The organism is Shewanella sp. 2_MG-2023, assembly GCF_030548905.1.
GTDB classification, from domain to species: Bacteria; Pseudomonadota; Gammaproteobacteria; order Enterobacterales; family Shewanellaceae; genus Shewanella; species Shewanella electrodiphila.
The window spans coordinates 54,651-69,023 of record NZ_JAUOSO010000008.1 but is presented as its reverse complement, the minus strand read 5'-3'; the positions used below and the strand labels follow the sequence as shown (position 1 = coordinate 69,023).

At 39.6% G+C, this 14,373-nt stretch carries 11 protein-coding genes and 1 pseudogene; 4 read left to right on the top strand and 8 right to left on the bottom strand.

The window, feature by feature from the left end; all coding sequences use genetic code 11:
- Nucleotides 1–133: 133 nt before the first annotated feature.
- The 5 genes from Q4600_RS09805 to Q4600_RS09785 all read right to left on the bottom strand — a co-directional run bounded on the left by Q4600_RS09805 (nt 134) and on the right by Q4600_RS09785 (nt 6,546).
- Complete coding sequence (locus Q4600_RS09805) at nt 134–385, bottom strand: GGDEF domain-containing protein (RefSeq protein WP_303515804.1); 252 nt, start codon at nt 383–385, stop codon at nt 134–136.
- Complete coding sequence (locus Q4600_RS09800; RefSeq protein WP_303515802.1) at nt 354–2,105, bottom strand: GGDEF domain-containing protein; 1,752 nt, start codon at nt 2,103–2,105, stop codon at nt 354–356. Before Q4600_RS09800 ends, Q4600_RS09805 begins: the two co-directional genes overlap by 32 nt.
- Nucleotides 2,106–2,478: 373 nt before the next feature.
- The gene (locus Q4600_RS09795; protein WP_303515800.1) at nt 2,479–4,806 is read right to left on the bottom strand and encodes an immune inhibitor A domain-containing protein; all 2,328 of its coding nucleotides are present in this window, start codon (nt 4,804–4,806) and stop codon (nt 2,479–2,481) included.
- Between the two features lie 287 nt (nt 4,807–5,093).
- Nucleotides 5,094–6,038: a homoserine O-succinyltransferase gene (gene metA, locus Q4600_RS09790; RefSeq protein ID WP_102526303.1), complete on the bottom strand. Its 945-nt coding sequence runs from the start codon at nt 6,036–6,038 to the stop codon at nt 5,094–5,096.
- Between the two features lie 94 nt (nt 6,039–6,132).
- Nucleotides 6,133–6,546, bottom strand: coding sequence for a YbaY family lipoprotein (locus Q4600_RS09785; protein ID WP_229368882.1), 414 nt, complete (start codon nt 6,544–6,546; stop codon nt 6,133–6,135).
- A gap of 126 nt (nt 6,547–6,672) precedes the next feature.
- Here Q4600_RS09785 and Q4600_RS09780 point away from each other — a divergent pair, with 126 nt between their 5' ends.
- A complete protein-coding gene (locus tag Q4600_RS09780; RefSeq protein WP_248954729.1) occupies nt 6,673–7,413 on the top strand; it encodes an SDR family oxidoreductase in 741 nt (246 codons plus the stop codon).
- A gap of 109 nt (nt 7,414–7,522) precedes the next feature.
- Here the strand turns inward: Q4600_RS09780 and ompW are convergent, their stop codons facing one another.
- Nucleotides 7,523–8,170 (bottom strand): outer membrane protein OmpW, encoded by a 648-nt coding sequence (gene ompW / locus Q4600_RS09775; RefSeq protein ID WP_303515795.1) that lies wholly within the window; start codon nt 8,168–8,170, stop codon nt 7,523–7,525.
- A 425-nt stretch (nt 8,171–8,595) separates the two neighbouring features.
- Here ompW and Q4600_RS09770 point away from each other — a divergent pair, with 425 nt between their 5' ends.
- Complete coding sequence (locus Q4600_RS09770; RefSeq protein ID WP_303515792.1) at nt 8,596–9,738, top strand: hypothetical protein; 1,143 nt, start codon at nt 8,596–8,598, stop codon at nt 9,736–9,738.
- Between the two features lie 23 nt (nt 9,739–9,761).
- Here Q4600_RS09770 and Q4600_RS09765 read toward each other — a convergent pair whose 3' ends face one another.
- Both Q4600_RS09765 and maiA read right to left on the bottom strand, forming a co-directional pair.
- The gene (locus tag Q4600_RS09765) at nt 9,762–10,313 is read right to left on the bottom strand and encodes a nucleotidyltransferase family protein (RefSeq protein WP_303515789.1); all 552 of its coding nucleotides are present in this window, start codon (nt 10,311–10,313) and stop codon (nt 9,762–9,764) included.
- Nucleotides 10,314–10,531: 218 nt separating this feature from the next.
- Nucleotides 10,532–10,930 (bottom strand): annotated as a pseudogene (maiA, locus tag Q4600_RS09760) (maleylacetoacetate isomerase); the annotation flags it as partial.
- A 185-nt stretch (nt 10,931–11,115) separates the two neighbouring features.
- Here maiA and Q4600_RS09755 point away from each other — a divergent pair.
- Nucleotides 11,116–11,799, top strand: a complete 684-nt coding sequence (locus Q4600_RS09755; protein WP_303515786.1) for an ABC transporter ATP-binding protein — start codon at nt 11,116–11,118, stop codon at nt 11,797–11,799.
- On the top strand, nt 11,796–14,279 hold the full coding sequence (locus tag Q4600_RS09750) for an ABC transporter permease (RefSeq protein ID WP_303515783.1): 2,484 nt from the start codon (nt 11,796–11,798) through the stop codon (nt 14,277–14,279). The genes Q4600_RS09755 and Q4600_RS09750 overlap by 4 nt, the downstream gene beginning before the upstream one ends.
- Nucleotides 14,280–14,373 lie beyond the last annotated feature (94 nt).

The window sequence follows — 14,373 nt, the reverse complement described above, 5'->3', positions numbered from 1 at the left end:
AGGATAAGCAATTGAAAAAATTACATTTTAAAGGAGGAGGAATGGCTTAGATCTCGTTTATCAATCTGACTACCAGGTCGTATGACTGCCAGCATTGTAGTTATTTGATCTTTATTTTTGTTTGGTTAGCTCATCATGCAGAAAACACCTGATTACGACCGCTGTTTTTCGCTTTATATAAGCCAGCATCGGCCGCTTTAATCATTTGAGCTAAGTTGTCAGAATCATCATGCTTAATACTCACCCCTAAGCTTATTGTAAACTCAAGGGTAATATCATTAAATTTGAATTGATGTTGTTCAATGCTGATACGTAATCGTTCAGCAACCTCAACGGCTTGGTCTAAGTCAGTGTTAGGCAAAATGAGTAAAAAACTCTTCGCCACCGATACGACCCAGAATATCCGATTTTTTAAACCAGTGTCTTGCTTTACTCGCGGTCGCTTTAATGGCTAAGTCACCTACGGCATGCCCATATGTGTCATTAATAATTTTGAACTTATCAATATCAAAAATGATAACAGCGAGTGGTTCATTGCGCTTTTTAGCCAGTGCAAATAATTTATTACCTTGTTCCATGGTATAGCGGCGATTGGAAATACCAGTCATATAATCAGTTTGAGAACGGCGTTTAAAAAAGCGTCGTGACTGCACTAAAAATGCCATCATCACCAATAAAACGGCAATGATTAACGCTGTTACCGTTAAGCTCAACTTAGAGATTTGCTGTTTATCTATTTCAGATTTTAATTTCAACAGATTAATCGACAGCTGGTTCTCGAGAATTTTAACCTCATACTCCGCAACTTTAGCACTGTGCTCTAACGAAGAATAAATCACATCTTTGTCCATAATCGACGCATAAGTTTTGCGTTCATTACCTAAGCTAGTGAGTAAAATATTAAAACTGTTTTGATAATCTTTTTGCGCAAATTTATCTAAAGCTAGGACCGATGTTTGCAAAAATTTGGGGCTTGATTGATAGCTATTGGAATGAATAAATTGTGACGCCATTTCAAATGCTTTATCCACTTCGTTTTGCTGCATATAACTTAAGGAAAGATAGCCGATGGTTATATCGATAAAAAATGTTTCATTGGTCTGCGCTTTAAGCTGCAAAGCACTGTGTAAATGCTCCACTGCTCGTTGAAAGTCTTGCTTAAAAAAATAGCTACGCCCCGCGTTATGATGAGCAAAAAACATAAAGTCATCGAATTCAGGGTGCTGCCTCGCCAAATCAAATAATCCAGCAACGGCTATTTCAGCCTGTTCCCAGTCAGACACTTTTATCGATTCACCCACCATATTGTGGAGCATATTAAACACATCTTGGTGGTCGTCGACTGAGCGCCATAAATTATATGCTTCACGAAAGTATTCGTAAGCGTATTTATGTAATCCGTTTGCGCGATAAATCGCTCCCGTGGAGTTATAAATCATTGCCTGTCGGTTAGCTGTAAATTGATGCTTCTTGGCTAACATCAAGGCTTCATCTAACCTTGATAAGCCTTCTTCAAAAATATCCACATCGGCATAGCAAAATGCGCTTTGGGTTAACGCTTTTACCAGAGTATCAGGTGAGTTTAATTGGCGAGCAAGCCCCAGCGCATGCTCTCTATCAGGGCAATAATTGGCTTTCACATTCGTTTGTAAATATTTGATAAAAGAACGCTCAATATACGCAATAACCAATAAGTCAGAAATGGGCTCTCTTTCTAGCATACTAACAATATGACTATAGCTATCGTAAGCACTATCAAGTTGACCAACAGCCTCTTGCTCTATTGCTAATAGCACATAAAATTCGGCTTGTTGATGGACGTCCCAATAGGCTATTTCGCTCTTTTTCTCCATAAGAAAAGCTAACTTTTCATCAGCCAGCTCAATAGAGGATAAAGTTAATTTTAGTTGGCTAATGTCAGTGGCGGATAGCTCTGTAGGTTTAGGTTTTGATATTTCTTTTTTAGAAACTGGACTAGCGTCTGGATTATTAGCTTCATTGGCTAATATAGGAAAACTGAATGACATGATGCATAGCAACATGCTCAAGATGACGATAGGTTTATTGCTCGCGTTTAATTTATTCATGAAGGAATGAATTAGCACCAAATTTCCTTTTTATCTGCGAAAACCATAATTAACCTACGACAATCATATTTAATCTACGACAACTATTTTTAACCTGCTATAACCATATCAGTATAACAATTTAGCGGCATAATAAGTTAACACTATACCAACATGGCTAGAATGTAATAAATACAACGATAAAACATATAGGTGTATACGCCAGTCTCTGCACCACTATTGAGTCGATAGGACTAAATTGAGGATAGTTAGCGTTTGAATTAACTAAAAAGAGTCAATTTCCCGCAGGTATCACCCAAATTGCTGTTTAATTAATTTTCTAAATTAAAATGTAAAAAAGCGCTGAAATCAGCGCTTTTGTTTAATTTAATCCAATTAAATTTGAGTAAATCTACTTGGTAATCATTACTGCACCAACACTTCTGTCTTCACTTTGGTTTATTAACCGAATAGTTAAACCATACTCAGGAATATTACGCCCAGCATCTAACAAGTCACCGCCGGTATAATCTCTTGAGTCTCTGAAGGTACGTTGAGCACGAGTGCGGTTGTCATACATAGTAATGCCGTATTGCTCAGACAAATCGATAAACATTTTCTCTGGTCTATCTATTCTGAACGTTGCGTCGTGAATTTGATAACGAGTCGTCGCAATATTGCCATTACTCCAAGACAAGGTATTTTGATCTGCATCGACCACACCTAAGAAACCATCGCCAGGATGCACTCCAACCCAGTTGTCAGAATATTGATTATCAACATACCAAATCAACATACCTTTCTCATAGGTCATTGGCTGTCCGGCAACATTAATATGCTCTAAGCCGCTATCAACGCCATGATGTGTACGCCACTCAACCAGATAGTAATGCTCTGTTTCCGATGAACCTGAAGACACCTCAAAACCATTTAACATCATCACTTCAGGTGATGAATCTGCATTCGCAGTAAAGGTCTCAACGTCATCAACGACTAGATTAATATCATCAACATACATACCTGGGTTCGTTACCGCGCCATCAGTTTGATACATCACGTAAAGATTAAATGCATTGCCTGCAAGCGAGGTTAAATCAAACTCTGCATTAATCCATCCAGCTGAAACTCCGGTAATACCGTTACCTAGGTTGGTATCATTTGGATTGGTTGTAGAGGTAATATTGCCCTCTAGCATCACTTGTCCAAACTCGCCTACAGCCATGACATAGGCGTAATCCCAGTCTGTTTCGATATCGTACCAAGCTTGAAATTGCAGTGAAGCCGTCGTTGCATCGCTAAGATCAACAGCAACGCCCATTAGATTTTCCAAGTTATCGCCTGAACCACTGAAGTAAGCATATTCGCCACTCGTAGGCTCGGTAATCACTTGAACTTTATTAGGAAGAGTAATCTTAATGACATCATGATTTGTTCCTTTACTAGATGCTTGATCAAGTAAACCCACCACTCCACGACGAGGAATATCATCGAAATTAACGATTGCACCGTGCTGCCAATTTCCGCCTAAAGTGGCTTGAAGATGCTCTTTAGCAAAGGGACTAAAGCCAACAGGCTCAGTACCACCTAACTCACCAGCCCAGCTTCCTGAAGACATGACTGACCACATGGACACTGGCTCGCCTTCACCAGTGTATTGGGTATCATATTCATCAGGTAATCCTAAATCATGACCGTACTCATGGCTTATCACACCCACTGCACTATCGATGGGTGCAATGGTGTAATCAAATGCTCCCATTAAACCGCCCCAATATGGTACATCAGTATTTGAGTCTGGAATGCCGTATACGCCACCGAGGTTCCAGCGATGTGACCAAATAGCATCTTCGCCTACTTGACCGCCACCAGCCTCTTCACCCACGGCAGAATGGAACACCATTACGTGATCCACTAATCCATCAGGTTCCCAATAATTACCATCACCATCAAGATCATAGCGATCTTCTATATCAAATTGGCTTAAATCTAAACTCGGATCTAATGAGGCAGCAGTCAGCGCTTCTCGAATTAGGCTGCGGGCATCACCATCAACATTGTTGCCGTAAAATGCTGCAGGCATCGTTGCCATATACCAACCTGCAACATCACCAGTTACTGTGTAGCTATCACCAGATTGTTTTTCATAGAATTGTCTAAATGAATTGGCATGATGACCATTCGGAGCAACCCAACCATCATCACCAAATAAGATTTGGCGGTAGTGGTCTTGATTGTAATCCTCATAATACATGCCTGACTCTTCTGGCAAAATTGAGTTATGAACAAAGTCTGGAAACTCCATTAAAATAGCCAAAACTCGCGCTTCTCGAGTTGATCCATCATAAAGTTCTTCTTGAACGTTTTCAGGTGCGTTTCGAATCGAGCGCCCCGTTAAACTGCCTTTCGACGCTTCATGGCGGCGTTCCATTTTAGTTTTACTTTTAATTTCACTGGTCATTGAATAATGGCTGGTGATATTTGCATCTTGAGCTGCAGCGTTCACTATCGCTTCAGCTTGACGCTTTTTAAGATAGCTTTTTAATGCCGACTCCGCTTCTTTCAAGCTAGCTGACTGTGGGATTTTTCCTGACTTCTTAAGCATTTGAATCAGTTTTTGCTCATCAGCAATCACCATATCAAATGCGCCAGTTTGTGGTATGGGAGCATGCTCTGCTGCTTGCAAGCTTCCTGAGAGCCCAGCAATAGCTAAGGCTAGTGGGATTAATTTGTTGTTATTCAATTGAATACCCTCATGTAAAATTCAGTTCCGTTTGAAATTTCTACTCAGAAAGACTCAGCTGCGCTAACTAAGTATTCAAAAACCCTAACTGAAGAACTGCTGAGACGAAATAGACACAAGGACATTTCATTCCCAAGTATGAACCCAAGCTTAATACCTCATTCTTATGGGTATTTTACTGGTTTCAACATATACAAAAAGAGCCATCTAGTAAGACTAAATGGCTCAAATATTAAAGACTGTTTGTATATGATTTTGATAAAGCTACAAGTTAAACCATAACGAAGTTAACTTTTTGACTCCCAAGGCGTTCGACCACTCATATCTGAAAGGTCATAAGGGGTAAGCTGATATACATAGTAGTTTAACCAGTTACTCACCAACAAACTGCCATGACTATGCCACCTAGCAATGGCCTCTTGACTCGGATCATCATTTCTAAAGTAATGAGTCGGCACTGATGGTTCAAGCCCTTGTTCAAGGTCACGTAAATATTCATCTTGCAAGGTCGATTTTTGATACTCAGGATGCCCCATCACAAACAAATTGCGACTATTACGGCTCAGTACAATGTAAGCGCCCGCTTGTTCTGATTCTGCAAGTACCTCAAGATCTGGATGTTGCTTAATGTCTGCTACATTCATTTCAGCAAAACGAGAATGTGGCGCAAAGAACTCATCATCGAAACCACGTAGCAGCGGATGTGGCTTTGTGCTGCGGCGGTGACAAAAAACCCCAGAACGTTTTTCATCTAACAATTTTCGATGTAAATCATAAAGATGAAATAAACCTGCATGTGCAGCCCAACAAAGAAAGAGTACCGAAGTGACATGTTGCTGTGACCAATCAATAATTTCTTTAATGTGCTCCCAGTAAACTACATCTTCAAAATCTAACTGACCGAGCGGTGCCCCTGTAATAATTAAGCCATCGTAGTTTTTACTTTTAACCGCTTCAAAATCACGATAAAAAGTATTCATATGGTCAATAGAGGTGTGTTTAGAGGCTTTATCATGAATGCGCAATAAGTCTACATCCACTTGCAGTGGCGTATTTCCTAGTAAGCGAAGTAACTGAGTTTCGGTTTCAATCTTATTAGGCATAAGATTTAAGACAAGTACCCGCATAGGACGAATATCTTGATTAGCTGCCCGGGTTTCGGACATCACAAAGATATTCTCTGATTCTAAAATTTCTGCAGCAGGTAAATTATCTGGAATTCTAACCGGCATTAAAAGCACCTTTTTTACTGAATATTCGGTGCCATTAGCCTGACTGCAAATAATCACAAGTATTGGTAATAACCTGTGATTTTTGAAGTTACGCTTATCCACCGACCTTATTAACAACAACATTAACGGGTTGCACCTCGTCAATATTGACAATGTAAGACTGAGTATTGATAAACCACAGCTCGCCATTGACTTCTATTCTTGCGCCGATCGCATAGGTGTGACCCTGCTGAAACTGATCTCTGGCAATTTGGAACTCAAATGAATATGGCGTCATTGCGTTCTCAGACATCATTTCAGCCAACACAATGGCTTTGGTATCTTGTAAAGACACATCTTTAAGCTGCACTTTAATGACAGCATCTGCTGGTAAAGCGATACGTTCTCGGTAAGTGACATCACCAGAAACCGTCACTAAGTCATTACTAGAAGCACAAGCTCCAAGACCGACAATGATAGCTACCGATATCAACATTTTGCTTAAAATTCGCTTCACTGCATTACTCATGTCACTCTCCTTTATCATACATTAAGACTTCTGGAAGTCTATACGTCTCACGTTGAATAATATTCTTGCTTGTTATCGAAAGCAGTTGTTTTTATCATAGGTCATCATTTCGAAGCCATAAAGCGTATGACACAAGCAAACGCAATAATAGTGGGCGCTAGCTCACACCTTAGTAAAGAAATCGCCACTCGATTAGCGCAACAAAACGTTTCATTGGTGTTGTTTGTTCAAAACCCTGAAGATATGCAAGAGTTTGCAGATCAATTACCCACTAAAGTTGAAGTTTTACCTTTAGATATTGAGAACCCAAGCGCAATTATTAGCCAATTAGAAAAGGTTTGGTTAAGCATAGATGGCGCACATTTGGTTTTAGTCAATACAGGGCTTAATGGTTATCATGAATCGCTACCTTGGCAATTAGAGCAAGATATCATTGATGTCAACGTCAGTGGTTTTACTGCGATTTGCAATACCACCTTCCGTTTAATGCGTGAACAAGGTTATGGCCAAATCGCTGCGATCAATTCAATCGCTGGATTACGTGGTGGCCCTAGTGTGGCTTACCATGCATCAAAAGCCTATGCACAAAACTACCTCGAAGGTTTGAGCATGCATGCGCAGCGATTAAAGCTTCCTATTACCATTACCGATATTCAATTAGGTTTATTGGATAAAGCAGCGATGCAGCAAAGTAAACTGTGGTTACCGCCTTTGCCTAAAGTGGCGGCGCAAATTATCAAAGCTATGCAAAAAGGTAAGCGAAAAGTATATGTCACCAAGCGCTGGCGCCTAATTGCTTGGATGACAATGTGTTTACCAGAGTTTATTTACAATACTCGCCATTGGAAAACAAAAAAGAAGAAATAAGTTGATATCTGGCATATGCGCTAATGCGCTAATGCCCCCATCATCTAAAACAAAAAACAGGAGCTTAGGCTCCTGTTTTAATTTAAGTAGCTTGTCTAAGAAAGACTGCTTAGAATGTATAACCTACACTGACCATATAAACCCATGGGTCAATATCAGTTTCGACCACGACATGATCAGGACCTAAATCAAACTCTACGTCTGTTGAGATCTGTGCATACCAAACTGATGCATTCACTAACCAGCTTTGATTGATTTGATAATCTAATCCCACCTGCGCCGCTAGGCCCCAAGAATTGCTTAAGCTTAGGTTATCAAGCCCTAAATCCTTAGCTTCATCAGTAAAATCATTGTCATAAAAGTTAGTAAAGTTAACTCCTATTCCAACATAAGGACGTAAGCTAGATTGTGCATTACCAAAATAGTATTGAGCGACTAAAGTTGGTGGTAAATGTTTTGTTTCAGCAATTTTTCCTAGTACACCTAATGAAACATCATGGCTAAAAGGTGTTGCCGCCAGTAATTCAAGCCCCCAATTATCAGTTAACATGTAACCAAAATTTAAACCGACTTGAGTATCATCATTGACTGAAAACTCTGCGATATCCGCAACAACAGGGCTAGATTCATTTGGTACAACTGCCGCTGCGCCCACTCGAAAGATGAAATCACCTGCTTGATGAGCAAAAGCTGAAGAAGAAATCCCAGCAGATAGTAAGCTAGCGGTAACGAGGCTAAGGGCTAATTTTTTATTCATTATGACGACTCCATGCATGCAACATAATTAGTGCTTTTACGTAAACACATTTAACAATTGGCGCTACACTGCCAGAAATCCCTCGTAACAATATTGATATAGATCAATAAAAAGCCTTACAACTAAATAGGTAGTTACCAGCGTTGATCAAGATCACAAAAACCAAGCTTACTTTGATAAAGATGCTTTATATTTAGATGTTTAAAGTGATTGTTCAGAGGTTTGATCTGCAAATTTCATTGATTATGCTTTTTGTATGTAATGCTTAAAGCCCGCTTAAAAATCACAATTTGTTAACACCAATCCCTGTAATTAATCATACAAACACTTTATTTACAGGAGCAATTGTTACTCTTAATCGATAGAGAAATGATACGATTGCGATACAAATGGAATTTACAGTAATAAGGCAGTGATCATTTTCAATGACATTACGATTGAACAGCCATTTATGGAAGATAATTTGCTCACTAGTGTTAACTGCTAGTCAAGCGGTTTCAGCAGCGCATACAGACCTCAGCCAATCAACAACCCTTGACCAAGCGTTGACAACAAGTACTGATAATAAAGTCAGCACAATTGCACGTGCTAGAGATGAAACAGCTCCTGAGGTCAATGAATCTGATGACATTAACTCTAATGACATTAGCTCTGATGACATTAGCTCTGATGACATTCACACTAGTGATAATGTGCTTGTTGAGACAGAGCACTCCCCCTGCTACGATCATGCGCAATCAGACACTCGATTAGACAAGACCTTCGCCTACTTAAATACCAAGTTCTGCGAACCCGCCATTTGGTTTGATAGTTTTTTTGTTGACGAGCGAATAACAGATGATGCAAGAGCTGGCACTATTGTTCGTTGGTATAATGACTTTTCCTATTTTGAAAAAGAAGGTTTCAAATACCGCTCTAACGTTAAAGCACATTTAAACCTGCCAGGTATGAGTAAAAAGCTTAAATTAATACTTGATTCAACAGGTGAGGACGACCCTTTTTCATTCATTAAAAGTCCAGATGATGACAATGAACGTGAAGTCGGTTTACGTTATGATTGGTATGCCAAAGAGCGAACCAGCTTTAATATTAAGGCAAGCTTTAAACCTAAAATTGAAGCGCGTTATCGTTATACCTACCCTATTTCTCAAAATACATTATGGCGATTTACACAAACGCTATATCAAGAAAAAAAAGTGACTGGCGAAACCTCAGAATTTGATTTCGAACATGCTTTTAATGAGTCATTTCTATTGCGATGGAATAGTGCTGCTCAATATGAGAACAAAAATAATGGTTGGGAATTAGGTACAGGATTACAACTTTATCAATATCTTAGCGATACTAAAGCAATCAGTTATCAAGCGAGGATCAATGGTGTAACTGAGCCTTACCATTATATTGAAACCGCCAGTATCGGCCTAACATATCGTCAAAACTACGCTAGAAAATGGTTATTTTTCGCAGTAACACCTGAATATACATGGACTAAAGAAGACGATACCGCTGAGCGGTTAAACCAAATGGTTATTACATTCACCATAGAAATCCTGTTTCAGAATGTCTAAGATTAATCAATTGAGGCCGTCACCTACAACTCTAACGATAATCTCGGGTAATGATTAAACCAAGGTTTGCTGGCTACACGCTTCATGAATGCTGACTCATCCGCTTTGGGGTTATAGTTAACCGTCAAGTTAAATACGCTTTCTAAACCAAATACAGACTCTACACATAGCTCACCGTATTCATCTAATTTAACGGCAATAGCGGTTTGCTTTTCAGGCCAATATGACATGGCGTTCATGCAAGATGTATAAGCTGGGTGGTTATTTTTCTTATGCATTCTCGCCTGATTTTTGACAGACCAAGGTAAATTCATTTGCTCTGTTAATGCCAACTCAATCAGTTTGTCTCGATAAATACTGGTTTCTTCATGGCACCAATAAATAACGTCAATATCGTTCAATTTAGACGCAGGAGCATCGTGTAATTTGTCCCAGACTAAATTACGAACAAAGCCTGCGGCAATGAACCAATCTTCGACTTCATTTTCAGCAAAAAACTGCGCAGTTAACTTAAGCGCAGACATTCTCATTGCATCACTTAACAACCAATCTTTTAATTGTGCTTCATAGTCCATAATCAGTACCGACATTATCAAATGAGCAAATGACCTAAAGTTGATAAAAGATAGTCTTATCAAGACATAGATAACACTCACTGAAAACCTAGATTTAGTCGGTAAAGCTAGCACATTATTTTTGATGGTTCACTGATTAAAATGCAAACATTAACGATTGCTAATACAAATAATTCAAACTGATTAATATTTACACCTGTGCTCATTATACTTTTAAGTTAACTGGCATCATGTTGTTGCTCAGGTGCGGCCTGTGCAAACGCTGGTAACTGATTACATTCGTTCCATATTCTAACAATGTTCGGATATTGTGATAAATCCACATTAAAGCGATAGGCATTATAAACCTGCGGTATTAAGCAAATGTCAGCCATTGTCGGGCTGTCACCAAAACAATATTTTCCTGCCGTTTTAGACAATTGAATTTCGAGCGCTTTAAAACCAAGATGGATCCAATGGTGGTACCATTTCATTTTATCTTCTTCACTTACGCCCATTTCTTTCACTAAAAATTGTAATACTCGCAAATTATCCAAAGGATGAATTTCACATGCAATGGATTGCGACATAGCACGAACAACGGCTCTGTCTTTAGCTGTGCTAGGCAAAATGATTGCACCCCATGCAAGCATACCCATTACTAATAAGCAAACATCCATATTAATGTAATCATTCATTTTTTTAGATAATGCTTACGAGCTAACTTACCCACCTCTTATTTGATGTGCTAATTCATTTCACATTCGTTTCACGAACTAAGCCATACAGTATCAAACATTATAAGCATTTAATGAGACTTACTATGAGCAATCACATCGCCTTAAAAAATGTTAGCCAATCATTCTCGGCAGAAGAAACCAAGGTCGAACTATTCAACAATCTCAACTTAACCATTAATCAAGGTCAGTCTTACGCCATCACTGGGCCTTCAGGAACGGGAAAGTCAAGCTTGTTAATGTTGATGTCTGGCTTAGAAAATCCCAGCTCAGGTAGTTGCACATACGTTGAAAACGGGCAAAAAAAATCGCTAACTTTACTGCGCGAAAATATAGGCTTTATTTTCCAGCAGTTTCATTTATTACCTGAATTAACCGCACTTAATAACGTTGCATTACCGCTCAAACTACGTGGTGATAAGCAAGCACTGACTAAAGCAAAAACGTGGCTCGATAAAGTAGGTTTAAGCCATCGTTTAGCTCACAAACCCCAGCAACTTAGTGGTGGTGAACAACAACGAGTGGCAATTGCAAGGGCATTAGTCTTTGAACCTAAATTTATCTTTGCTGACGAACCTACCGGCAATTTAGATCAGCATAATGCGACTGAAATTGCGGATTTACTCTTTGATTGCTGTCAGGAAAACAATGCTGGCTTAATCCTTGTAACCCACAGTCACGCCCTTGCCAATAGAGCCGAGCATATATTTTCATTAGCAGATGGACACGGTATAGCAACCGCCATTGAGCAATTAGAGGCGGTGTCATGAACAGTGCAAATATAAAACTTGCAGTTCACTTTTTTCAACAGGAAAAGACACTGGCTCACCAAAAGTACCTTCGGTTTATCCAAGGCTTGTTAATGGTTTTTATTATTGCGTTAAGCCAAAGCAGCGATACGGTTCAAAGCTACTTACATGAGAATTTACAGAACCTATTAGGCGCCGATGTTGTCATTACTCAGCAAGAATCTTTGAACAATAATCAACTGCAAGAAATTGAAAATATTGCTCGAGCTCTAGTAGTCACTCAACAAGTATCATCCACCCTAACCCATAATGGTTTGTGGCAACGAGCCCAAATAAAGGCCGTTGGTGATGGCTACCCATTACAGGGGCAACTGTCTATTGCAGACAGCCCGCAAGGTGATGTGCAAGGCGTATATTCAGGGCCTAATATTGGCGAAATATGGCTAGATGCAAGATTGCTTGTTGGTTTGTCTGTCAATGTTGGCGAGTATCTAACATTGGCAGAGCAATCATTTTTGGTCGCTAAAGTCTTGGTCCATGAACCAGACAGATTAATGGAGGGCCATAATGTTGATATGCGCGCGATGATAAACGCTGCAGATATCACTAAGCTTGGCTTCCCAGCTGAACAGGTACAATACCGCTATCTTATTACAGCCAACAAACAACAAAGCACAGCACTTATTCAATGGCAAAAAGACAATTTACCTGGGGCACAACTCCATCATAAACAAGGGGCTCATCCGCTTGCATTATTTTGGAAACGTACGGAAAATTTTATTGGTTTAACATCGATTATCTTATTCTTTATGGCAGCCATCGCCCTTGAACAGTTAAGCCAAACACAAATCCATAAAGAGCAGTATTTTTCTGCAATTTGCTTAAGTTTAGGAAGTTCGTTAAAAAGCTGTATTCAGCTTTCAGTGGTTAAGTGGTGTTTGAGTTTCGCAACACTCTTACCCGCAGTATTGGTGGTTTCGGCATTGTTCTATGGTGCGGTGGTAATATGGTTACAAGCAACATTTGTTGAAATCACTTGGCAATGGAACACTTGGCTTGCAATAAAATCTGTGGCGGCAATGGCCATTATTTTAATGATAATGCAGTTACCCGTATGGCTGTCTTTAAAATCGTCCACCGTTGCTCAGTTGGTTAATCCCCCTAAAACAGACAGCAACTTGTTGCTAACTAAAATAAGCAGTGTCGTTGTTTTATGTGCCATCGCCTTTGCCTATTCAGACAACGGCTTATTGACTGCGATGGTGGTATCTTCAATCGCGGTCAGCATATGTTTGATGATCATCATCAGCTGGTTGAGCTTAACAATAGGTGAAAAAGTGTCGCAGAGGTTCTCTGGCTTAGTTCCATTCACCTTATTCATGATGAAACAGCGATTACTAGCAAAAAGCACCCAAATACTAGGTATTGGCTTATGCACTTTTTTACTGCTATTTACCTTAATGCTTTTAAAAGACCTCGGAAACACAATGTCTGCCTATCAGCGCCAGCATGATGGCAACCTGCTTATTTCCCAAGCAACGCAAACTCAGATGCTAGATATTGAGCAACTTGCGTCGACTGAAAACATTGAAATACGCCAAGTTAAGCCCTATTTACGCGCCAAACTAATAAAAATAAATGACACACCATTAGATGAATTTAGCCAAAAACCAAGTGATAGCTTATCGACTTTAGGCCGTGCTATTAGGCTACATTGGAGTCAAGATATACCAGCTAATAACCGCATAGTTGAAGGTAGCTGGTGGGCTGAAAACACTGAAAATTGGCAGCAGATTTCTGTTGAACAAGAAATAATGACAGATCTTGGTTTGAACATAGGTGATCGTTTTACCCTATTTATAAACCAACAAGCCATTGATTTTACCATTGTCGCCAGCCATGTTTATCGCTCTGGCGGAGGTTCGATTACTTTCTGGCTGCAAATGCCAACCGCAGCAATTGACCACATTCATGCACCAATTTTTAATATGGCAAGTATCGAGCTGAGCCAAACTCAATGGCCTTTATTAAATCAACTGTGGCAAAAACACCCCACATTGCGCATGGTTTCACTAAAAGAAATGACCGAACGCTTTGATCGTATTCTGGCAATGGTAACCCAAGTAATCAGTGGGTTTTCACTGCTCATCATCATTCTAGCCAGTGTGGTTATTTTGGCCTCAGTTCAAACGTTAGAAGACAAAGAAAAGAAAAAGAACAGTATTATCATGAGTTTTGGTTTTAACAAACCTACCTGTTTAAAACTCAATATCATTGAATGGTTATTTACCGCTGCAATTGCAGCTCTTGGGGCGATTTCTGGCACTTACCTCGCAGGCATGATGATTTACCAATCGCAATTTTCAATTGCTTACCAACCTAATTTCTGGTGGCTGCTGGCAACACTCACCTTAATATTAGCCCTAGTGACATCATTTGGTATTTACGCCAGCCGCAAAAGTTTAAAAACATCTATTCGACAATTATTAGCAGAGAATTAATCGCGCTAAGTGGTAACGAATAGTGTTAAGTGGAAACGAATAGCGCTAACTGAAAACGAATGTCGCTTAGCAAGAGCTAATCGCTGTTAATATG